The sequence below is a fragment of the Frankia sp. CgJB1 genome, from assembly GCF_977947065.1.
In genome coordinates, this window is sequence record NZ_CDWTNB010000051.1 from 1 (window position 1) to 23,014 (window position 23,014).

Consider the following 23,014-nt stretch of genomic DNA (forward strand, 5'->3'; position numbering starts at 1 on the left):
CTGGGCGAGGAGGTCGTCGAGGAGCTGGCGGCGATCAAGACCGTCCGCGGCATCGTCGACTGGATCGTCGCGTCGGTGGATCCGGATGCCGTCGGCGCGACCGAACCGGCTGAGCCCGCCGGGTCCGGTCGGTCCGCCGGAGTCGCGAAGTCCGGGGGGGCCGGCTCGACAGCCGCGATCCCGCTACGGCGGTTCGTCGTCGAACCGGAGATCGTCCCCGTGCCCTCGGCCCCGGAGCCGGTCGGGCGGGCCGGGTCGCTGGCCGGGGCCCGCTTCCTTCTCGTCGAGGGCGGTCTCGGGGTCGGACTCGAGCTCGCCACGTTGCTGGAGCAGGCGGGTGCCGAGGCCCGCATCCTCGCCGCCGACGACCGGGGCCTGGTCGGCCAGATTCGAGCCGGCGCCGGCGCGGACGGCCTGGTGTGGATCGCCTCGATCGATCCCGGCGCCGGCGACCACGCCGTTCTTCCCGCCGCGTTCGCGGCACTGCGGGCCGCGGCTCTCGGCGGCAGCCGGCGGATGCTCGTCGCGACCGGGCACGGCGGGCGCTTCGGTCGCCCGTCGCCTCACGGCACCGGGGCGCTCGCCCCGGGCGACGCCGGGGACGAGGGGATCCAGCTGACCCCGGGGATGGGCCTCGCCGGCCTGGTGCGCACGATCGCCTGGGAGGTTCCCAACATCGCGGTCCGCCTCGTCGACGTCGAACCGAAGGACGAACCGCGTCGGATCGCCGAGAGCCTGCTCGTCGAGCTGCTCACCCCCGGCGGGCCGTCCGTGGTGGGCTACCGTGACGGGGTCCGCGCGACCCCGCGGATCCGGCCGGTGGAGCTGGGCGTCGCGGGCGAAGTCGGCGAAGTCGGCGACGTGGGTGCGGCGGGCTACGCAGGCGAACTGCCCGCCGGGCTCGGCCCCTCCTCGGTGGTGCTGCTCACCGGTGGCGCGCGGGGTATCACGGCGGCCGTCGCCGTGGAGCTCGCCCGGCGCAGCGGCTGCGCCATCGAGTTGATCGGGCGCACCCCACCGCCCACCGGACCGGAGGAACCGGTGACGGCGGATGCGCTCGACGCCCCGGCGCTGCGCCGCGCGCTCGTCGCCACCGGCGTCCGCCGGCCGGCCGAGATCGAGTCCCAGGTCGCCCGGTTGCTCGCCGAGCGGGAGGTGCGCACCACGCTGGAGGTTCTTGGCCGGCTGGCCTCGTCGGTGCGTTACCACGCGGTGGACGTGCGTGACGGTGTCGCTGTTGCCTCGGTCGTGGCCGACGTCTACGCCCGCCACGGTCGCCTCGACGGCGTGGTGCACGGCGCGGGCATCCTGGCGGACCGGCTTCTGCGGGATAAGACGCCCGAGTCGTTCGACCAGGTGTACCGAACGAAGATCGAGGGTGCCCGGGCGCTGCTGGCGGCGCTGCGGGACGACGTCGGCTTCGTCGCCCTGTTCGGGAGTGTCGCGGGCGTCTTCGGCAACCGCGGCCAGGTCGACTACGCCGCCGCGAACGACACCCTGGACACGCTCGCCGGTGCCTGTGCGGGCCGCTTCGCCGGCCGGGTGGTCAGTGTCGACTGGGGTCCCTGGGGATCGGCGCGGGACTTCGTGGCACGGGCCGGCGGACCGGCCCCCGCGGTGGCCGGGGGCGCGGTGGCCGGTGGTGGGATGGTCTCCCCGGAGCTTGCCCGGGAGTACGCGCGCCGTGGCATCGGCCTGATCGATCCCGCCGACGGGGTGGCCGCCCTGCTGCGGGAGCTGGCCGCTCCGGCGGGCACGCCCGCGCAGGTCGTCTACATGTGCGCCTCGGTGGAGTCGTTCGATGCCTGAGCCCGGTGCCGGGCCGGGGGGGCGGTCGGCGTCGGGATCCCGGCCTGCGCCCGGGGGCGGCGCCCCACCCATCGCCCTGGTCGGGATGGCGGCGCTGTTCCCCGGCGCCGGCGACCTCGGCACCTTCTGGGGCAACATCGTCGGGGGCGTCGACGCGATCCGGGAGGTGTCGCCGGAGCGTTTCGACGTCGACGACTACTTCCGCCCCGACCTGTTCCGCCCCGACCCGCCCCGCGGTGACCGTCCCGGCGCCGGACCGGGCGGTGCGGGCGACGCCTTTTACTGCCGGCGTGGCGGTTTCGTCGAGGAGTTCGCGTCGTTCGACCCGGCCGCGTTCGGCATCATGCCGCTCGCCGTCGACTGGACCGAACCCGACCAGTTGCTGTCCCTGCGGCTCGCCGCCGCGGCGATCACGGACGCCGGCGGTCCCGAGCGGCTGGGGGACGCCGAGCGTGTCGGGGTGGTGCTCGGCCGCGGCGGCTACGTCGGTCCCGGGGTCGCCAAGCTCGAACAGCGGGTGCGCACCTCCCGCCAGATTGTCACGACGCTGCGCGAGATCCTGCCCGACCTGCCGGCCGAGGCCGTCGAACGGGTCCGGGAGGCGTTCGTCGCCCAGCTCGGACCGCAGCGCCCCGAGGCGTCCATCGGGCTGGTGCCGAACCTCGCCGCCTCCCGCATCGCCAACCGGCTCGACCTGCGCGGGCCCGCCTACACCGTGGACGGGGCCTGCGCGTCATCGCTCATCGCCGTCGACATGGCGATGCGCGACCTCGGGTCCGGCCGGACCGACGCGATGATTGTAGGTGGCGCCCACATCGTGCACGAGGCGTCGTTCTGGAGCGTCTTCACCCTGCTGCGGGCGTTGTCCCCGAGTGAGATCATCCGTCCCTTCGACCGGCGGGCCGACGGCATCCTCATCGGCGAGGGCGTCGGTATGGTCGTCCTCAAGCGGCTCGCCGACGCCGAGCGCGACGGCGACCGGATCTACGCGGTGCTGCGGGGATCGGGCACGTCCAGTGACGGCCGGTCCGCCTCGCTGATGGCCCCGGCGGTCGAAGGCCAGACGCTCGCCGTCCGCCGGGCCTGGGCGGATGCCGGGCTCGACCCGACGGCGCCGGGTGCGATCGGCCTCGTCGAGGCGCACGGCACGGCCACCCCCACTGGCGACGCTGTGGAGCTCGCCACCCTCGGCCGGATCTTCGGCACCGCGCCGGCCGGGCCGGCCGGGCCGGGGCGGGCGGACATCGGGATCGGTTCCGTCAAGTCCATGATCGGTCACGCGATGCCGGCCGCGGGCGCGGCCGCTCTGATCAAGACCGCGCTGGCGCTGCACCACCGGGTCCTGCCGCCCACGCTGCACTGCGACGAGCCGCATCCGGCGTTCGCGGGCAGCCGGTTCGCGCCGGTGCGCGCCGCCGTCGAGTGGGACACCCCGGCCGGCGGCGGTCCCCGCCGAGCGGGGGTCAACGCCTTCGGGTTCGGCGGCATCAACGCCCATCTGGTGCTGGAGGAGGCGCCGGCACCTGCGGCGGTGACGGCGGCCCGTACGTTCGCCGCCCCGGCGGTGACCACGGTGGACCGGGCGGCCGACCCGGACGTCGATCCGGACGCCGAACCGGTGCTGCTGTTCGCCGGGGCCGACGCGGCTGACCTGCTGGCCCAGCTCGACGTCCCGGACGCGGAACTGCTCGCCCGCGACGACGCCGCGGCCCCGCCGACCGGTGGGCCGTGGCGGCTGGCCCTGGTCGCGCCGACCGCCCGTCGGCTGGCGCTCGCCCGCACCGTCGTCGAGCGCGGCACCCTCTGGCGGGGACGCAACGACCTGTGGTTCACCCCGGCGGGGATGTTCGCCCCCGCGCGGCCGGGCGGGGACTCCCCGGCGCAGACCGCCTTCCTGTTCTGTGGCCTGGAGGACAAGTTCACCCCGCGGATCGACGACGTCTGCGAACACTTCGGGCTGACGAAGCCGGCCCTCGACGACACCGGGATGCTCGGCCGGCATGGCGTCGCGAGCGTTGAGGTCGGCCGGATCCTCGATGTGGCGCTGCGGCGGCTCGGGATCATCCCGGACCTCGTCGGCGGCCACAGCATCGGCGAGTGGAACGCGATGATCTCCTGTGGGCTGATCACCGACGAGTACACCGACGACTTCCTCGCCGGCTTCGACCCGACCGTCCTAGAGGTGCCGGGGGTCGTCTTCGGCGCGCTCGGCTGCGGCGCGCAGCGCGCGGCGGAGGTCATCGCCGGGCTCGGCGAGGTCGTTGTCTCCCACGACAACTGCCCGCATCAGTCGATCATCTGCGGGCGGGAGGACAGCGTGCGCACCGCGCTGGACCGGCTGCGCCGCGACGGCGTGCTGGGCCAGATCCTGCCGTTCCGGTCGGGGTTCCACTCCCCGTTTCTCGAGCCGTACCTGGACCCGATGCGGGCGCGGCTCGCCCTCACCGCGTTCGTCGAGGCGAGCGTGCCGATCTGGTCGGCGACCACGGTGGCGCCCTACCCGAGCGACCACGACGCCATCCGCGCGCTCGCTCTTCGGCACCTGGTCGAACCGGTTCGCTTCCGCCAGCTCGTCGAGCGGCTGCGCGAGCGCGGGGTGCGTGCCTTCATCCAGGTCGGAGTGGGCAGCGTCGCGGGATTCATCGACGACATCCTACCCGGCAACGACCATCTCTCGTTGGTCACGAATACCGTGAAGCGCCCCGGGCTGGACCAGCTGCGGCGGGTCGCGGCGGCGATGTGGGCGGAAGGCGCCGCGCCCCGGATGGACCTGCTGCCCTGCCGGTCGCGACCCGCGCCGGCGGTGCCGCCGCCCCCCGGGGGGGCCAACGGACCGCACCGCGTCGGTGCCCCGGTGCGGTTGAGCCTCGGCACCCCCCTGATCCGCCTCGGCGGCGGAGCCGGCGACCTGCTCAACCCGGGCAGTGCTGATCGGACCCACCGGAATCCGCCGGCCTGGGCCGGGGGTGACGTGCCGACGCATCCGGTGATCGCCGAGCTGCGGGCCGCGCTCGCCGAGGCGGACGCGGTGATGTCCACCGTGGTCGACCGCTGGTCGCATGGGGCGACATCGGCTCGGGTCCCCCCGCCCGGACCGGGGGGCGGGGCAATCCCGGGCGCTGCGACCCCGGGCGCAGGTCGGACGTCCGCGGTGGGCCGGGTACCCGTGCCCCGTGACAGTCCCGAACCCGGGCCGCGGATGTTCCGGCGACGGCTGTCGCTGGCGTCGATGCCGCACATCGTCGACCACTGCTTCTACCGTCAGCCGCCGGGCTGGGCGGACATGTCCGATCTGTTCCCGGTCGTGCCGATGATCGAGGTCCTCGAGCTCATGATCGGCGAGGCCGCCGCGCTGCTGCCGGGCCGGGTGCCGGTCGGTGTCCGAGACGTTCGGGCGTTGCGCTGGCTCGCGATCGAGCCGGCGGTGGAGGTGTCCATTGCGCTCGCCCCCGCAGGGCCGGACGCGGTGCGGGTGACCGTGGACGGCTACGCCCGCGGCACGGTGCTGTTCGCGGCGGACCACCTGCCGTCGCCCGGGTCGACCGCGATCACCGCCGATCTGTCGGTGGGCCGGACGGGCCCGACGCTGCCCGTCGAGCGGCCCCCGCGGCATCATGGCAGGGATCTCTACGGGGCCCGGTTCCTCTTCCACGGTCCCGGCTACCAGGGCATCCATCGGATCGAGGCGATCGCCCCGACCGGTATCCGGGGGCGTCTGCGGGTGCCGTCGGCGTCCGGCGCCCTGCTCGACAACGTGGGCCAGCTCTTCGGCTACTGGGCGATGGAGCATCTGTCCGACGACTCCCTCCTGCTCCCGCAGTCCCTGGCCGACGTGCGGTTCCACGGCCCGGTGCCGGTAGAGGGCGACCTGGTGGACTGCGTCGTACGGATCCGTCAGGTGGCCGAGCGCACGGTGACCGCGGATATGGAGGTGCGGCGGGCTGACGGGCGTGTCTGGGCGGTCATCACCGGGTGGACCGACCGCCGGTTCGCCAACGACGACGTGCTCTGGGCGATGGTGCGTGCGCCGGAGCTGAACACCGTGGCGCAGCCCTCCGGTGAGGGCTGGGTGGTCGCCGTGGACCGCTGGCCCGATGCGGCTTCGCGGGAACTGATCGTGCGCCACTACGCTGATGCCGCCGAGCGTGCCCGGCTCGCCGCGCTCAACCCCAGGGCGGCGCGTGGCCGGCTGTTGGGACGGATCGCCGCCCAGGACGCAGTCCGGCGATGGCTGTGGGAGCGGGGAGCGGGGCCCGTCTGGGGGATCGAGATCGGGATCCGTAACGACGACGTGGGTGCCCCGGTCATCACCTCCCTGCCGGCGCGGCCGGGTGTCCCCGCGCTCGACCCCCCGTGGGTGTCGCTCGCCCACAAGCCGGAGCTCGCCGTGGCCCTGGTCGCCGCGGACGGGGAGATCGGTATCGATCTTGAGCAGATCGTGTCCCGCGCCGCCGGGGTCGAGAAGGCGGCCTTGGCGTCCAGCGAACTGCGCCTGCTCGACCGGGTCGCCGGCACCGATTCTCACCGGCGGGCCGTGTGGTTCACCCGGTTGTGGGCGGCGAAAGAGGCGGCGGCGAAGGCCGACGGAACGGGCCTCGCCGGCTGTCCACGCCGGTTCGTCGTGGACGGCCCTCATTCCCTGGGGACGGCCCAGTTCCCGGGAAGGGATGGGCTCGCATCCTCCCGGGCGGGGGGCACCCCGCCCGATCTGGTCCGGGTCACCGTCTACGGGGATGGTCCCGACGGGTCGGTGCCGGAGCGGACCCGGTGGGTGGCGTTGCGTACGGTGGACGCCGCCGGCCGGATTCAGCCGGAACCGACCGGCCCGGTGCCCCGCGAGGGCGGGGCACCGCCGCCGCAGCGCCAGGACGCTGTGGGCGATGGCGTCTCCGCCGGAAGAGTCGATGTCGCTACCGTCAGTTACGTAGTCGCCTGGACCTCCCCCGCGGTCGAGGCGCATGGTCTCCAGAGCCAGAAGGAGTGTTGATGATGTCTGCGCAGAGCACGACGAGGCAGGGTCCTCCCGGCCCGGAACCGGACGACCGCACCGGCGCCGTCACACGGGCCGAGGCCGAGGCCCGGATCCTCGGTGAGGTCACGGAGCTCCTGCGGGAGGTGATCGGGGAGGAATACGTCGTGGACATGGAGATCACGATGGCCACCTCGTTCAATCAGGATCTCGAGCTGGAGAGCATCGAGTTCGTGGCGCTGGCCGACCGGCTGCGTGAGCGCTACGGCGAGGCGGTGGACTTCGTCGGCTTCCTTGCCGACATGGACGTCGACCAGGTGATCAACATGCGGGTCGGCGAGGTCGTCCGCTTCATCGTCGACAGCCTCCCGACGCTGGCGCCGGCGGGATCGGCCTGAAGGCCCGTGGCTGAGGTCATCGCGAACGGGATCCGGCTGCATGTGCAGCGACTGGCGCCCAGGGGCGGAGCGTCCACGGATTCGCCGGTCGTCGTGATGGTGCACGGCATGGTGATGGACAACATCTCCAGCTTCTACTTCACGCTGGGCAACTGCCTCGCTGATGCCGGCTGCGACGTCATCTGCTACGACCTGCGCGGCCATGGGCGCAGCGAGCGGACCCGCAGCGGCTACGGGCTGGCGGACTCGATGGCAGACCTGCTCGGGCTGCTCGACGAGCTCGGAGTGGACCGCCCGGTGCACCTGGTGGGTAACAGTTACGGCGCCACGATGGCGCTGGCTTTCGGGCTGGAGTTCACTTCCCGGGTGGCGAGCCTGACGCTGATCGAGCCGCCGTTCCTGATCGAGGGTCTCGGCGAGGAGATGGCCCGATCGCTGACCCAGATCCTCGTCGCGATGAGCGACGAGGAGGTCCAGGAGTGGCTGGACAACGGCGCCGGGCGCGTGGCCAGCCGCGCCACCCGGGCCGCGCAGCGGCTGCTGCAGGAGACGACGATCGCCACCGACATGCTGGCGACTCCGCCGTTCTCCACCGAGGCGCTGGCCGCGCTGAACGTCCCGGTGCTCGCGGTGTACGGGGAGAACTCCGACATCATCGGGCAGGCTGCGGGCCTGGCCGCGCTGGTGCCCGATTGCACCCTGATCGTCCTGGAGTACCACACGCACATGGTGCTACGGGAGGCCGCGCACTACCTGCGGGACCTGCTGCGGTGGTGGTTGTTCCGCAGCCAGACGACGCCGCCGCCCTACGTGCGCGCGAACGGCCGGCGCTTCGCCACCCCGGACTGGGTGACGCAGCGGGTGCCGCCGCCCGATCTCAACGCCGAGCGCCGGTCGGCCCCGATCCCGGCCGACGCGGCAGCTGCGGCCGGCGAGGGGTGTGAGGAGCGAGGGGTGTGAGGGGCGTGAGGAGCGTCCGATGAGCCGCGTGCTGTTCGTGGTGCCGCCCCTGACCGGGCATGTCAACCCGGCGGTCGGGGTCGCCGCCGAGCTGGCCGCCCGTGGTCACGAGGTGGCGCTCGCCGGGTACGCGGGCGTCATCGGATCGTTGATCCCGCCGGAGCTGGCTCTGCTGGCGTTACCCGAGGCGGTCCTGGGCGAGAAGTGGTCCCGGATCCAGGACACGTCTCGGGCGCTGAGGGGGCCGGCGTCGCTGAAGTTCCTGTGGGAGGACTTCCTGCTCCCGCTCGGCTCGATGATGGCCCCGGCGATCGACAGGATCATCGACGACTTCCAGCCCGACCTGCTCGTCATCGACCAGCAGGCGGTGGGCGCCGCGCTTGTCGCCCGTCGTCGGAGCCTGCGCTGGGCGACCCTCGCGGCGACCTCCGCCGAGTTCGACAACCCTTACGGGGTGCTCGCGGGCCTGGGGCAGTGGGTCGTCGACCGCCTGCGGGACTTCCAGACCGGGCACGGAGTGCCGCCCGGCGAGGCGGCCGTCGGGGACCTGCGCTTCTCCGAGGCGTTGACCCTCGTCTTCTCCGTCCGGGAAATGCTGCACAACCCCGGGATCCCGGACTACGCGGTCTTCGTCGGCAGCGCGGTCGGGAAACGGGCCGGCGTGGGCGAGTTCCCCTGGGACTGGCTCGACCCGGCCCGCCGGGCGGTGCTCGTCTCCCTCGGCACGGTGACCCGGGAGGCCGGCGGTCGATTCCTGCGGGCGGCGGCGGAGGGGTTGCTCGGCCTGCCCGAGCGGGTACAGGCGATCGTCGTCGCCACACCCGGGCTCGTCGACGACCTCGCCGCCGCGGCGCCCGACGACCTGCTGGTCGCGCCGTTCGTGCCGCAGGTCGCGTTACTTCCGCGGTTGTCGGCGGTGGTGTGCCACGCCGGCAACAACACCGTCTGCGAGTCGCTGTCACACGGGGTTCCGCTGGTGGTCGCCCCGGTTCGCGACGACCAGCCGATCATCGGCGAGCAGGTCGTCCGCAACGGGGCCGGGGTGCGCGTCAAGTTCGGTCGGGCCGGACCCACCGCCGTGCGTTCCGCGGTGACGGCCGTGCTGGACGATCCGTCGTACCGGGCCGCCGCTGCCCGGATGCGGGCCGCCTTCGCCGCCGCCGGCGGGGTGGCCGCCGCCGCCGATCATCTTGAGAAACTGGCCTCCTGATGCTCGGTCTGGTGGTCGATGATCGGTCTCATGGTCTGATGCTCGAACGGTTCTGACGTCGTGCTGACATGGTTGCCGATCCTGGTGTGTGCCGGTCTGGCGATCAACGGTGTGCGGCTGCGCGGCCGGCTGCGTCGCCTCGACACCCTGCCAGCCTCCGGTCGCCCGGTGGACCCCGCGCATGAGTTCCTCGTCGCGACCGGGGTCCGCCTCTCCGACAGCGGCCGACGGGCGGCCAGTTACCACGCCAGCCGGGACCGGCTCGACGTGCTCGACCTCGTCCCGGCGGACCTGACGGCCGAACGGGCGCTCGACCTCGCCCGGATGGTCGACATCCGCACCTACCGGGCCGACCGCTGCGTGCCCGGCCGCGGCGCCTTCCAGGCGCTGCTGGTCCGCTCCGAGATCCTCCAGCGGGCTGGGATCACCCGCCGGGACGGTTTCGACCCGGTGGAGCTCGTCGACATCACCGAGCGGCTGAAGACCTTCGCCTCCGGCTCGACGGATCTGGCAGTGCTGCCGGGGCTGCGTGCCGCCCGGGACGACGCGGCGATGCGCGTCCGCGTCCAGCAGCGGGCCTACCGGTTCACCCGGCAGAACCAGCTCTTCCCGTTCGTACCCCAGATCGCCACCGCGATCGGCTTCCACGTGAACCAGCCGTTCGGCCTCGCGGCCATGGCGCTGTTTTGGTTCCAGCCGTTCTTCGTCTGCGCCGGCCGGGTGCCGCTGTCCCCGCGCGATCTCATTCGTTCCCCCATCGTGCGCATCCTCGGCGGGGTGCTGTTCGTGGTCGACTCCGTGCGGGCCGGCCGGGCGCAGGCCGTGAAGGCGGCCGAGGCGAAGGCCGCCGGGCTTCCCCCAGACCCGGTCAAGCATGCGGCCAGGCAGGAGACCGCAGCCAGCCGCGCCTCCTACTCCCAGGACGTCCAGGCTGGCCTTGACCGGTTCCTGCGCCACGACCGGGCCGACTGCCCCTGGTGCGGATCGGTCGAGCTTGCCACCCGGGTGGAGTCGCCGGACCTGCTCCTGCGCAAGCCCGGTTCCTTCCGGCTGGACGGCTGCGAGCGCTGCGGACACGTCTTCCTCAATCCGTCGCTGAGCCCGGCCGGGCGCGAGTTCTACGACCGGGACCGCTACGACGGCCTGCGCACCGATGTCGCCGAGCAGGCTGCTGTCGTCCGGCCGTTCGTGGTGCCACGGACCTGGCTGGCCGTGGGGGACCGGTACGGTCACTTCGCCAACGCGGCCCGCGAGGTATGGCCGAGGACGGTGTTCGACGGGCTCGACACCTTTCCCGGCCTGGCGAAGGGCTTGGCGTGCGGCTGGGTCGACCACGCCCACTACGGCCGTTTCCCCGACGTCGTCGACAGCCTCGCCGGCCGGTACGACGTCATCAGCATGTTCGACTACCTGGAACGCCGCGACGACCCGTCGGCGGAGCTCGACGCCGTCGCGAAGGCGTTGCCGCCTGGCGGGCACGTCGTCTGCGAGCTGGCCAACGCCGACTGCCGGCAGGCCCGCTGGCTCGGTCGGTTCTGGCCCGGCTGGGCGGTTCCCGGGCGCGCCCACTTCATCCCCGTGGAGAACCTGATTGCCGCGCTGGAGGACCGGGGGCTGCGGCCGGTCACGGTGCGCTTCGCCGCGGCGCGCCGTCCCGGTGGCCTGACCGGCGCCCTGCTGCTCGCCGTGGCCATGATCGCGCCACGCCCCATGCCGTGGCTGCCCCAGCAGGCCGGCCCGGCCGGCGCGGCCAGCCGCGTCCTGGTGATGCTTGTGGCCAGCCCCCTACTGGGACTGGCCCGGCTCCTCGACCGCCTTGCCTGCCGGTACGCGCACGACGCCCGGTACGCCGGCACCTACCTGATGATCGCCCGCAAGGAGCTCTGACCTCGACCGATCTCGGCGATGAGCGCGGTGTTGCCCATGCGTCGAGGGTTTCCTCCAGCGACTCCAGGTCGTCGACGCTGATGACGATCGCGCTGGGCCTGCCGTGCCTGGTGATCACGACACGCCCGTGCTCACGTTCGACGCTGTCCACGATCTCCGAGAGCCGGTTCTTCACCTCCGCCAGCGGCATCTGTTCCGAGAACGACATAGCCACGAGTACAGCAAGCTTGTCCTCCGTCGGGGCTAGGGTGCCGGATCGATGGGTCGGACCGGCCAGGTCTCGAGGCGCCAGGCGGCGTCCCAGAACATCAGCAACATGCGTGGACCGGTTGACCGGAATGTGCGGCGCGGCACAGGGATACGGGACGTGCCGAACGAATGTCCCGCGGAGCTCAGGAGGCCAGCGCCCGCGGAGCGCGCGGCACCGACGCCGACCAGCCGCGGTCACGCAGTGCCCCGCCTACGAGGGAAGCCACCTCGGCCGGGGCGTCCCGCGCCAGGCGTGCCGGCAGACGGATGAGAAGCTGGCCCGTCGGCTCGGCGACGACCGTCGGCCGGGGGACCGTCGCCTGGATCTCCACCCGCACGCGCCACGGCTCGTACCAGACGTCGAGGCGCGCCATCGGCTCGTCCGCGGGCCCGTCGACACTCGGGGTCCCCGCCGGCAATCCCCACTGCGCCTCGATGCGGCGGTACATGATCTCGGTGAGGTGCGGCGCGTCCCGGCCCAGGTCGTCCAACGTCTCGGTGATCAGCGTCCGGCGGCTGATCGGACCACGCCGGGCCAGCGCGGTCCGCAGGCTCGCGACGGTGACGAAACGCCGGCGGACGGCGTCGACGAGCAGGCTCTGCGCGTCCGCGCGGGTAGACGCCCACTCGGCCATGTCGATGACGGACCGGGCGGGGGCCGTCCGCCGGGGCAGGCGGAGGGGATCGATCTCGGTGATGTCGAGCCGAGCGCTGTGCCGCAGAAGCACGCCCGGCGGCGCGGCGATCCGGCGGTCGGTGGGCAGGAGAACCGTCACCGGGCCGGTGTCGTAACCGTCCAGACCCGCGAGCCCCGCCGCGCAGGCGCCCGCGAGCACCGCGTCCGGGCCGACGGCCTGCAGGGCCCCCACAGCTCCTGCATCCTCGTCACGGGTGCGGCGGCCGTGATCAGCACGCCGCGGAAGGGTTGCTGCCAGCGGCCGTCGTTCAACCGTCGGCGGATCTCGTCGCGGGTGATGCCGGCGTTGATCGCATCGCGCATCGTGATCACGCCGGCCTGCATGGTGGCGATCTCCTGCCAGGAGAGTCGGCCAGGGTTATGGGCCATGAGAAGACGATGGAGGTTGTCTGTCCGTTGGGCCAGAACCTTTTTCGGGCTGTGGATAATTTTCGGCTGTCTCCTTCCTGACGGCCGCGTTCCGGCCCGGGTCAGCCATGCCCCGGGTGGTGGTCCCCGACGCCGGGAACCCATCCCCGCGTCCCCGGGTGAGTGCTCTGACCCCCGGAGCCGCCGGAGCCGCTGGGACGTGTCTTGGGCGGGACGAGCCGGTAGACCTCCTCGTCGGCCGGCGGTTGCTGGCCGATGCCCGGAAACCCGACGGGCGGGGCGGGCTCGATCCGACGCCGTTCCTCCGCGCCGGTCCGCGCCAGACCGGCATGATCAGTACCAGCCTGGCCCGCGCCGGACTGGATCATCCCGGCTCCGGCGGTTCCGGCGTGGTGACCTGCCAGGGGCGCGGCGGCCGCGTCGGGTACGGACCAGCGGTCGGCCGGGGAGACCCCGGGCAGCAGGACGGTGCCCGGATTGCAGTCCCCCGGCGCCACCCGTCCCGCCCCATCGACCGGGTTGACCAGCAGGAATGCGGTCGCCGGCAGGGTCTGGACGGTGGTCGGCTCCACGGTGAACTCGTAGACCCGCTGGGAGGTCGTGCCGTCGGTCGTCGAGTCGCTCACCGACGAGTTTGTCGTGCGCTGCCAGGTCTGCGATCGCGACGTCGTCACCGACTCTTGCCATCCGGCGTTCTTCGACGTGTTCTGCAACCAGGGCAGCAGCCGGGTGCCGTCGTAGGTCCGGCCGGTTCCGCCGCTGGTGCCGGCCGTCTCCGAGGTGCCGTCCTGGTCACCGACGCTGTCGCTGTCGCCGGCCGTGAAACTGCGCCCCACCTGGGCCGTCACCTGAGACATGACGAAGCGGTAACCACGCCCGATGAACTCCGCCGCGGTCGCGGCGTCCTTACCGTTTCCCAATCGCATGATGATAGTCGAGCCCCCCTGGCTGCCCAGCACCCGTTCGGCGTCGTCGGCGAGCCGTTCGAAGAGCAGCACGAGCCGCACCCCGGCGAGCTCGGCGTGGCGGGTCAGCCCGGTCAGGACCGCTCGGCCGAGATGGTCCGCCCCGGCGACAACCAGCATGTCCCGGCTGGTCGGCCCGCCCCGCTGGCGGCGACGGAGCTGGTGGAGCACGGTCTGGACGAGGAGCCGGTCCGCGAGTTCCTTGCGGTGGGCGGACGAGTCCCGGCTCGACGTGGCGAGAACCCGCAGCCCGGGTACCGGCCACCAGGCCGCCAGCGGACGGGGCACACTGTCTGCCCTGGTCGTCGGCACCCTGGTCGTCGACCTACCGGCTGCGGCCGTCAACATGTGGGCCTCGACCGTCGCGGCCGGTGCCGTTGCGGCCGTGGCTGGTGGTGGCGGGCTGAGCGCCTCCAGCGAGGAACGCAGGTAGCGCAGCTCATCGGCGATCCGGTCGCCGCGGCCGAACGCGTCCATGTGCGCGGTGAGCTCCCCGGCCTCGGCCGTCGACAGCGATATGGCCGCGCTGCCGTCGTCGAGACCTTCGAGGACGCGCAGGCCCTCGGCGAGACGGCGAATGCTGAGCCGTTCGTACAGAACGACGGCGACGGTGGTGACCAGATCCGCGTGCAGGGCGCGTCGGTGCGGATCATCGCCGCTCTCCTGGGACAGGCCGAACGCGTCGGCGACGAGCTCGCCGGCCTCCCGCGGCCCGAAGCCGTCGAGGAGTGCCACCTCGTCGAGCTGGCGGGGCAGGTCCCAGGACTCCACCGGCCAGCGCGCCTGGCCGGCGAGGCGCGCCAACCCCCCGCCCACCGTCCGCTCGCTGAGATCGACGAGCAGGATGCCGGTGCCGCCGGTGAGCACCGAGCAGCCCGCGGTGGCCAGCAGGCTCGCCCATCCGTCGCCGGTTCCGCCGAACACGTCGATCCTGGGGGTCGCCGCGGGGGCCGAGACGGGATAGAAGACGGCGGTGGCCTCCCGGCGTTGCAACTCGGCCCGGTCGTGCGCGTCGACCTCGGTCTGCCAGGACGTCAACGCCTGTAGGTAGCGGGTGTACCCGTCGGCCCGGGCCGACGCGGTCCGGGATGGCGTCCGGCCCAGCCGGCAGTGCAGGACCAACGGAGGCAGGCACGCGACCACGGCGAGCGCGAGTCCCGCCGGGACGAAGAAGAACCCCCCCTCGCCCGCGAGCAGCGTGCCGAACACCACGAAGGCCATCGGCAGGACGAGCCGGGTCAGCAGGGCGCGGACGGCATGGTTTCGCCGGGCCGTGAGCGCGGTCAGATCGGGCGGTTCGGGCTCCTGCCAGGCCGGTTGACGGTCGGCGAGCGGGCTCGGGGTCGATGGACCGGTGTCGACGAACTTCCAGCCCCAACGCTCCCGTGGAACGAAGAGCCCCTGGATCAGTCGGGCCTCAGCCGTGGTCAGCGTGCCCACCCCCATCGCCGACCCTCCGCCGTCCCACTCGCCTGCTCCTGTGTTGCCGCCCACCGTGTCGCCGCCCACCATGCCGCGACTCCCCGCTCCCGATCATTGTGCACCTGGAAACGATCTCGGCACGCCCGGTGTCGATATCGGGGCGTTACGTGGCCATTATGGCGTATGGTGTCCACTATGTCGCATTCCGCCGTGCATGCAGGCCCTGCCGTAGCGCCCCGACGGTCGACGGGCCCGGGCGCTCAGTCCTGCGCTGTCCCGAACGCCTGCGCTGTCCCGAACGCGGGTGCCGTCCCGATGGGCGGGCCGGGGGCGATGGCTGCCGCGGTGGACTCCGGTGGGGCGCTCCCCGGTCCGCTCGGCGCGGGGCCGACGAGGTCGGAGATCTGAGTGGCCAGCTCGGCCAGTCCGTCGCCGGTGCATGCCTGGTGGAGTGCGTCCGACAGCGAGGCGGCATCCGCCGCGCCGGTGAGTTCCCGGACCGCCGCGGTGAGGCCGCTGACCGCCGGATCACCGATGTTGACCCTCTCCCGGCCCGGAGCGTAGAGGGCACTGTTCTTCATCCGGGTGAGCTGTTCGCCCACGGTCTTGCCCGGCAGGGTCAGACCGCGCTCGCGCCAGGCCGCGGTGAGCGGATGCGGGCCCGCGTCGGCCCCCCGCCGGCGCACCGCGTCGATCAGTGCCTGCCGGACGTCCTGCCAGCGGTACACGCCCGCGGTCAGGTGCCGGGAGTCGACGGTGTTCGCCGCGTCTGCCACGTCTGCCACGTCCGCCGGGGACGGCGGCAGGCCGAGGAGCCGGCGCAGCGTCGCGAGCAGGGCGGTGGTGAAGTCGTCGGGGTCGACGAAGGGGCGCAGCGCGGCGGCGCGGGCGTCCGTCGCCCGGTCGGCGGCATGGGCGAGCGCGCAGTCGAGGATGCGACCCGGCAACGCAGCGAGGGTGGTCCGCAGGGGTTCCGCCGGAGCGAACGGCGCGATCTCGAGCAGATGGGTGAAGCCCATGACCTGGTGCGCGGCCACCGCCTCGACCCACACCACCAGCAGGGGATCGCGGGCCGCGAGGGCGGACGTCTCCGTCTCCTCCAGGGTGCAGGCGGGACCGGCGACGCAGGCCGCGCCGCAGCCGAGGCTGCGCCATCTGGCCAGGGGCCCCTGGTCGTAGCGCGCGAGGCGCGCGCTTTCCCGGTCGTCTCCGGCGACCATCCGGGCCAGCACGGGACGGTCCATGCCGTCCGCGCTCACCGCCGCCACCCCCGCCGGCAGCGCCACGACCAGCTCGGACTGGTCGTCGCGCAGGTTCATTGTCGCGCCGACGGCTTCCCGGTCGTCGGCGGCCGGGAGCCGGTGCATCACCTTCAGCGCGGTGTTCTTGATAACGTCGGGAAGGATTTTCGCTGGGATCTGTTCCACGACAATGAGCCCCTCGCCGTAGGCGCGGATCTCCGCGAGCAGCGAGGCGAACAGGTCGACGGCGGCCGCGGCCGGGCCGTCGGTGACGTTCTTGAGCAGCCGGTGGGCCTCCTCGAGGACCAGGACGTGGCGCAGTCCGCCCGCGCCCGCGCTGCCGTACCGGACCCGCAGATGCTCCACGACGCGGATCAGGACGGCGCCGAGCAGGAACGCCTTGTCCTGGTCGCTGGTGATGTCCTCCAGCTCGAAGACGACGTTGCGCGCCAGCAGGGCGCCGATGTCGATCGGATGCCCGCCCTCGAAGAACCGACCGGGAGAACCCTCCCGCAGGCTGCCGATGCGCACGTCGACAAAGCCCCGGACGTCCGCCGTGACCTCCGCGCCGTGGCCGATATTCTCGACCACCCTCGTCGCGGTCCGCTGCAGGTCCCCGAGGGTCGGATATCGCCTGCGCACGTCGACCTTCGGGTCCTCCTTCGGCCCGGCCACCCGGAATCTGGGCCGGTGCGCGGGCTCCGGCCGGTCCAGCACCAGGTTCCATCCCAGGTCTTGGTAAGAGACCGTCAGCGCGCGGGCGAGCACCTGGGGGAACGGCTCGTGCGCCTCGAACGCCGCCAGGAACAGGGCCCGGACGAGATCGATGTGGCTCTGCAAGGGAAAGCCGGGCTCGGGTTCCAGCGGGTTCAGCGACGCCGGTGGAGCGTCGAGCCGGCCCGGCCTGATGACGAGCACCTCGGCGAGGCCGGCGAGCCGCCCGGCCATCCGGGCGTACTCGGCCTTGGCCGGCTCCAGGACCAGCCACGGAACGGGCGCCGGAGCACGGGTCAACGACTCCAGCAGCGACCGCACGGTCTGTGACTTCCCGGATCCGGTGGCGCCGCAGACGAAGGCGTGCCGGTTGAGCGTCGCGCGGGGAACCGAGAACGTGCCGGCCGGCATCCAGCCGGCGTCGAGCACGTCGCCGAGCCGAACGGCGCCGGGCGTTCCCCGGGGGTCCGCGGGACCGGACCGGTTCGGACCCTCGGGCGTCACGTCGAAGGCGTGCGGTGTGATCAGGGTGATACCCGGCAGCTCACGGCCGGGCGGCCGAGCCAGCGCCGCCAGCAGCTCCGCGCTCGCTCGCGGCGAGGGCCGCGGCGAGCCGGCCAGCCCGCCGGTTCCGGTTCCGGCTCCGACCCCGGCTCCGGCTCCGACCCCGCCGAGGGCCCCCGCGAACGAGGTGACCGGGCCGGTCGGACTCAACGTGTAGGGCAGCCGGTCGAGATCGCTGGAGCTGCACAGCAGGGCGGCCAGCGGGACCGCGCCGGCCGGGGTCACCCCACCGACCAGGATCTCCACGTCCCACATGCCGCTCGACGCGCCCCGGCCCAGTTCCCGGTAGCGGGCCTCCGCGCGCTCCAGGTCGAGCCGGGCGCCCTGGTCGTTCTCCCGCCGGCGCAGCACGGGAATCGATCGCGAGAGATCCGCCTGTTCCTCGGCGAGATGTTCGGGGGGCACCGGCCACGCGAGCACAAGCCAGGCGAACGGGCCGACGAGATGCGCGGCGTAGTCGTCGAACGATCCGCGGCGGGTGTCCGGCGGGCCGGACGTCGGTGCCGGGATCGGCGGCCCACAGGGCATCCGGGAGGCCTTCGCACCGCAGCCAGTAGGGGAAGCCTGCGAGCTGGGCGGGTACGGCGTCCGGTGGCAGCGCCACCGCTGTCGATCCCGGCGGGTACAGCAGCGGAACCGCGGTTGCGGCTGGTGTCGACGTGGCTGTTGCGAGCGACGTGGCCGGTGTCGACATGGCCGCCGCGGTCGGGTCTGTCGTGGTCGGGCCCGCCGGGAAGAAGGGGCGGCCGCCGGCGAGGAACCGGATGTGCGCCTCACCCGGGCCCCGTAGCCAGGCGACGGCGATTCCCGGCCGGGCTGCTCCCGGCACCGGGTACGGGCCGCCGCGAGTGGACGCACCGGAGACGGTGGGTTCGTGGCCGGGCCCGAGCGAGGTCAACTGCGCGTGCGCGCCGACGAGGGCGGCGAAGAGCGCGGCCGGTACGGGATCGGGCCGGTCGGGTGTGTCGGGTCGCCGAGGGGCGGTGAGGATGCGGTGGAACCGGAAACCGGCGAGCACGATCGGAGGGGCCTATTCGTGCCGGCTGCGCCGGGAACGGCCGCCGGCCGTCCGTACCACCATGCCGGGCTCCTCGTGGTCTTCGTCTCGTCTCTCCGTGAACATACTTCTGATCATCGATGCCGATGTGGCAATCTATCACCCTCCGCTGGGCATTGGATCCGGATCGTGTCCATCATTGCTCGAAGTACTTGAATTCTGAGATCGGGGAGGAGTGAGGGTCGAACATGGAGGCATGGACGGTTGTCTCCGATCGTCACGGTCCCGGGCGCATGGACTCCCGTCGTCGTGATCGCGGTCTGCGGGTGTCGTGGGCCGACGCACCGGCGGCTGCTCCGGGATACCTCCCCGAGTCGGGGTACCTCGCCGGGCTGGGCTACCTCGCCAGGTCGGCGCGAATGATACGTATTGTCATCGCCGGTGCATTATGGCCGCAGCCGGATGGCGCGGGCGTGGCGGCCGCCGGGGGTGGCAGAGGTCAACAGTGCGTCGCCGCCCCGCCCGTGGCGTCGTCCCGGAAGTCGGAGGCATGGCCGATCATCGCAGGAATCGCCGCCGGACCGAGACGCGTACGAGCCCCCCGCGGGGTCGATCGGTCGCGGTCGGTGCCGCCGCGGTGGGTGTGACGTTGGCCGTGGGGGCGGCCAGTGCACTTCATCTCAGCAGTCCCGGCTCGGACCCGGGCTCCTCGCATGACCTGTCGGTGTCCGTACCGTCCGGGCCCAGGGGCGCGCCCCAGCTCGGACGCACATCCGGGCTCGATCCCACCTCCGAAGCACGCCCGGCGGGAGTGGGTGGGCCGGTGAGGACCAGCCGGGCGGCCGGCACCGGCGCGGACGGTAGGGCGGGGCCCGCCTCCGACCTCACGGCGATCCCCGGGGTCGGACCGGTGATGATGACGAAGATCCCGCAGGCCGCCCGGCAGGTGATCGTGGTGAGCGGCATCGACCGGAACGCGAACACCAACAACGTGACGCTGTGGGAACGAGCCGATCCCGGCTCCGCCTGGGAGACCTACGGCGCCCCGCTGATCGGCCGCAACGGCGCCGACGGCTGGACGTATGACCATCGGGAGGGCGATCTGCGCAGCCCGATCGGCGTGTTCAGTCTCACCGCCGCCGGTGGCAAGCTGGCCGATCCGGGCACCGGTCTGGCCTACGAGTATCGCCCGTCGTTCTACCGGGCGACGGGTCCGCGGGGCGAGCTGATGCCCGACGCGTTCAACTACGTGGTCGCCATCGACTACAACCGACTGCCCGGGCATCCGCCGTCGGACCCGACCCGTCCGCTGGGCCCGCAGATCGGCGGGGACATCTGGCTGCATGTCGACCACAGATCGCCGACGCGGGGCTGCATCGCGGTGGAACAGGACGCCCTCGTGGTCGTTCTCCGTTGGCTGACCCCGATGGCCCATCCTATGATCGTTATGGGAGACGCGGCGGACCTCGGCGCCGACAACGCCCGCCCCTGAGCCCTTTCCTTGCCTATCCAGAGGGATAAATCAGACACAAAAGCCTCTGGACAGGCAAGGAAGCCGGCGAGGCTCAGCCGGCTGGCTTCTCCGCGTGCCCACCGAACTGCTTGCGCATCGCCGACAACAGCTTGTCGGCGAACAGGCCCTCCCCGCGCGAGCTGAACCGCTCGTAGAGGGACGCTGTCAGCACATGGGCGGGAACGCCCTCCTCCACGGCGGCCAGTACCGTCCAACGTCCTTCCCCGGAGTCGGACACCCGGCCGCTGAACTCGGTGAGTCCGGGATCCTCCTGCAGCGCGGCGGCGGTGAGGTCGAGCAGCCAGGAACTAACCACGCTGCCCCGCCGCCACACCTCGGCGATCGCGGTGGTGTCGAGGTCGTACTGGTAGTACTCCGGGTTGCCCAGCGGGGCGGTCTCGGCGTTGTGCTCGGCGGACGTCGTGCCGATGTTCGCCTTGTCGAGCACCGCGAACCCCTCGGCGAAGGCGGCCATCGAGCCGTACTCGATGCCGTTGTGCACCATCTTGACGAAGTGACCGGCGCCGTTCGGGCCGCAGTACAGGTATCCCTTCTCGGCCTGGGTGATCTCGCCGGTCCGGCCCGGGGTCCGCGGGATGGTGCCGACGCCGGGTGCGATCGTCTCGAACAGCGGCTCTAGGCGGGCCACGACCCCCGGTTCGCCGCCGATCATCAGACAGAAGCCGCGTTCCAGCCCGAACACGCCCCCGGAGGTGCCGACGTCGACGTAGTGGATGCCCCGCTCGACGAGCGACGCGGCACGCAGGATGTCATCCCGGTAGTAGGAGTTGCCGCCGTCGATGATCACGTCGTCCGGCGCGAAGTGCTCGGCCAGGGCCGAGACGGTCTCACCGGTCAGCCCGGCGGGCACCATGATCCAGGCAGCCCGGGGCGGACGCAGGGTTGCGGCGAACTCGGCGAGGCTCCGCGTCTCCGTGGCGCCCTCCGCCGCCAGGGCCTTGACGGCCTCGGGGTTGACGTCGTAGACCACGCATTCGTGACCACCGCGGATCAGCCGGCGCACCAGGTTGGCACCCATCCGGCCGAGTCCGATCATCCCGAGCTGCATCTTCATCTCTCCGCTGGTTCGTCTCGATGGCCCGCTCCGGCGTGTCGCCGGGACGGGCCCGGCCTGGCGCTCCTGACGCCATTCTCCGTGCTGCATCCGTGCTTCCCCGTCCGTGGTGCACGTGCTTCTCGTCTCCGAGCCGGCGCCGGCCCGGTCACGTGCCGTCCGTGCCGTCTGGATCAGTTGGATCAGTTGGCGAGCCGGGCGGGACCCCGAAAGTTCTCGATGATCTTCGGTTGGCGTGGAGCGAGCGGCAGATTCTAACGAGCAACGACGGAGGGCTTGTGAGCGAGCCGGGCAGGGCAGGGGAGGCGGCCATGGATGCCGACGCGGACGTGATTGTGCTCGGCGCCGGGCCCGCGGGCGAGAACGTCGCCGGCCGCTGTGCCGACGCGGGTCTGTCCGTCATCGTCGTCGAACGCGAGCTCGTCGGCGGGGAGTGCAGCTACTGGGGCTGTATCCCGAGCAAGACTCTCCTGCGGCCGGGGGAGGTGCTGGCGGCGGCCCGCCGCGTTCCCGGCGCGGCGTCGACGGTCACCGGACCCGTCGACGCCGCCGCGGCGTTCGCCCGGCGAGACCGGATGGTGGGCGACTACTCCGATTCCTCCCAGGTGCCCTGGCTGGTCGACAAGGGCGTCGAGCTGGTGCGCGGGACCGGGCGCCTGGTGGGGCCCGCCGGCCGGGTCGCGGTGACGCTGCTGGACGGCACCCGCCGGGTGCTGACCGCATCCCGAGCCGTGGTTGTGGCCACCGGGACGCGGGCCGCTGTTCCACCGATCCCCGGTCTCGCCGACGCCGAACCGTGGGACAACCGGACCGCGACCGGCGCGCGGAAGGTCCCGCACCGCCTCGTGGTGCTCGGCGGCGGCGCCGTGGGGGTGGAACTCGCCCAGGCCTTCCGCCGGCTCGGTAGCGCGGAGGTGACCTTGATCGAGGGATCGCCCCGGCTGCTCGTCCGGGAGGAGGAGTTCGTCAGCGAGCAGCTGCGGGCCGCCTTCGAGGCGGCCGGCATCACGGTGCGGCTCGGAAGCCGGGCGGTCGAGGTCCGCCGGGCCCGGACGGGACCGGACGGCTCGGCCGGGCCGGTGACCGTCACGGTGGAGTCGGCGGATCCGGCTGAGCCGAGTGAGTCGGCGGATCCGGCTGAGCCGGCGGATCCGGCTGAGCCGGCCGAGCCGGGTGAGCGGCGGCCGCGCCGCGATGCCGTGGTCGCCGACGAGATCCTGGTCGCCGTCGGGCGCACCCCGGCGACCGGCGACCTGGGCCTGGAGACCGTGGGCCTGCAACCCGGGCGGTTCATCGAGGTCGACGACCGGCTCCGCGCGGTCGGCGTGGCGGGGGACTGGCTCTACGCGGTCGGCGACGTCTGCGGCCGCACGCTGCTCACCCACATGGGCAAGTACCAGGCCCGGCTGGCGGCCGACGTCATCACCGGCCGCCGGGACCTCGCCGGCGCTCCCGTGCGCGACCTGGCCGACCCGGCGGCCGTCCCGCGGGTGACCTTCACCGATCCACAGGTCAGCGCGGTCGGACTGACCGAGCGGGCCGCGCGGGAGGCCGGGATCGCCGTGCGGGCCGTGAGCGTGCCGACCGGCTCGGTGGCCGGCGCGTCGGTGCGGGGGGAGGAGATCACGGGCACGTCGAAGATCGTCGTGGACGAGACCCGCCGGGTGCTCGTGGGAGCGACCTTCACCGGTCCGGACACCCAGGAGATGGTGCACGCGGCCACGATCGCGATCGTCGGAGAGGTGCCGTTGGAGCGGCTGTGGCACGCGGTCCCGTCGTTCCCGACAGTCAGCGAGGTCTGGCTGCGCCTGTTGGAGGTCTACGGATGACGTCGTTGCGCGGACCGCAGCACCGAAATGCCTGGGCGGGGCCGCGGATCGGGTTGGCCGAGCCTTCAGGACGGCCCGCCGGTCGCCGCCGGGGCGCGGTGGTCGGTCCGGCCCAGCCGGCGCACGTCGGGCGCGCCGAGCCGGGC

The 23,014-nt window shown here is 72.8% G+C and carries 13 protein-coding genes and 1 pseudogene; 8 read left to right on the forward strand and 6 right to left on the reverse strand.

From position 1 onward, the window contains the following. The 6 genes from AC08OT_RS08300 to AC08OT_RS08325 form a co-directional block, all read left to right on the forward strand. On the forward strand, nt 1-1,809 hold a 1,809-nt coding region (locus AC08OT_RS08300), incomplete at its 5' end, for an SDR family NAD(P)-dependent oxidoreductase (RefSeq protein WP_476596789.1). Continuing rightward, nucleotides 1,802-6,796, forward strand: coding sequence for a type I polyketide synthase (locus AC08OT_RS08305; RefSeq protein ID WP_476591721.1), 4,995 nt, complete (start codon nt 1,802-1,804; stop codon nt 6,794-6,796). The genes AC08OT_RS08300 and AC08OT_RS08305, both read left to right, overlap by 8 nt. A gap of 2 nt (nt 6,797-6,798) precedes the next feature. Further along, complete coding sequence (locus AC08OT_RS08310; protein ID WP_476591722.1) at nt 6,799-7,176, forward strand: phosphopantetheine-binding protein; 378 nt, start codon at nt 6,799-6,801, stop codon at nt 7,174-7,176. Between the two features lie 6 nt (nt 7,177-7,182). Next, nucleotides 7,183-8,136 (forward strand): alpha/beta fold hydrolase, encoded by a 954-nt coding sequence (locus AC08OT_RS08315; protein WP_476591723.1) that lies wholly within the window; start codon nt 7,183-7,185, stop codon nt 8,134-8,136. A gap of 19 nt (nt 8,137-8,155) precedes the next feature. Then, nucleotides 8,156-9,346 carry a glycosyltransferase gene (locus tag AC08OT_RS08320; RefSeq protein WP_476591724.1) on the forward strand — a complete coding sequence of 397 codons (1,191 nt, stop codon included), beginning with the start codon at nt 8,156-8,158 and terminating at the stop codon, nt 9,344-9,346. A 60-nt stretch (nt 9,347-9,406) separates the two neighbouring features. Then, nucleotides 9,407-11,233: a class I SAM-dependent methyltransferase gene (locus AC08OT_RS08325; RefSeq protein WP_476591725.1), complete on the forward strand. Its 1,827-nt coding sequence runs from the start codon at nt 9,407-9,409 to the stop codon at nt 11,231-11,233. 13 nt (nt 11,234-11,246) lie between these two features. On the opposite strand, the pseudogene AC08OT_RS08330 reads toward AC08OT_RS08325, so the two are convergent. The 5 genes and pseudogenes from AC08OT_RS08330 to AC08OT_RS08350 all read right to left on the reverse strand — a co-directional run. Further along, nucleotides 11,247-11,441 (reverse strand): annotated as a pseudogene (locus tag AC08OT_RS08330) (type II toxin-antitoxin system Phd/YefM family antitoxin); the annotation flags it as partial. A 184-nt stretch (nt 11,442-11,625) separates the two neighbouring features. After that, a complete protein-coding gene (locus AC08OT_RS08335; RefSeq protein WP_476602697.1) occupies nt 11,626-12,351 on the reverse strand; it encodes a type IV toxin-antitoxin system AbiEi family antitoxin domain-containing protein in 726 nt (241 codons plus the stop codon). Then, the gene (locus AC08OT_RS08340) at nt 12,255-12,692 is read right to left on the reverse strand and encodes a type IV toxin-antitoxin system AbiEi family antitoxin domain-containing protein (RefSeq protein WP_476591727.1); all 438 of its coding nucleotides are present in this window, start codon (nt 12,690-12,692) and stop codon (nt 12,255-12,257) included. The genes AC08OT_RS08335 and AC08OT_RS08340 overlap by 97 nt, the downstream gene beginning before the upstream one ends. Beyond that, complete coding sequence (locus tag AC08OT_RS08345; protein ID WP_476602698.1) at nt 12,650-15,025, reverse strand: hypothetical protein; 2,376 nt, start codon at nt 15,023-15,025, stop codon at nt 12,650-12,652. The genes AC08OT_RS08340 and AC08OT_RS08345 overlap by 43 nt, the downstream gene beginning before the upstream one ends. A gap of 170 nt (nt 15,026-15,195) precedes the next feature. Then, nucleotides 15,196-17,982 carry an ATP-binding protein gene (locus AC08OT_RS08350; protein ID WP_476591729.1) on the reverse strand — a complete coding sequence of 929 codons (2,787 nt, stop codon included), beginning with the start codon at nt 17,980-17,982 and terminating at the stop codon, nt 15,196-15,198. A gap of 1,292 nt (nt 17,983-19,274) precedes the next feature. Between AC08OT_RS08350 and AC08OT_RS08355 the strand changes: the two genes are divergently transcribed. Continuing rightward, a complete protein-coding gene (locus AC08OT_RS08355; protein ID WP_476591730.1) occupies nt 19,275-19,943 on the forward strand; it encodes a hypothetical protein in 669 nt (222 codons plus the stop codon). Nucleotides 19,944-20,016: 73 nt separating this feature from the next. Here the strand turns inward: AC08OT_RS08355 and gnd are convergent, their stop codons facing one another. Next, a complete protein-coding gene (gnd, locus tag AC08OT_RS08360; protein WP_476591737.1) occupies nt 20,017-21,033 on the reverse strand; it encodes a phosphogluconate dehydrogenase (NAD(+)-dependent, decarboxylating) in 1,017 nt (338 codons plus the stop codon). Between the two features lie 317 nt (nt 21,034-21,350). Here gnd and AC08OT_RS08365 point away from each other — a divergent pair, with 317 nt between their 5' ends. Further along, nucleotides 21,351-22,868: a dihydrolipoyl dehydrogenase family protein gene (locus AC08OT_RS08365; RefSeq protein WP_476591731.1), complete on the forward strand. Its 1,518-nt coding sequence runs from the start codon at nt 21,351-21,353 to the stop codon at nt 22,866-22,868. The last annotated feature ends 146 nt before the right edge of the window (nt 22,869-23,014 follow it).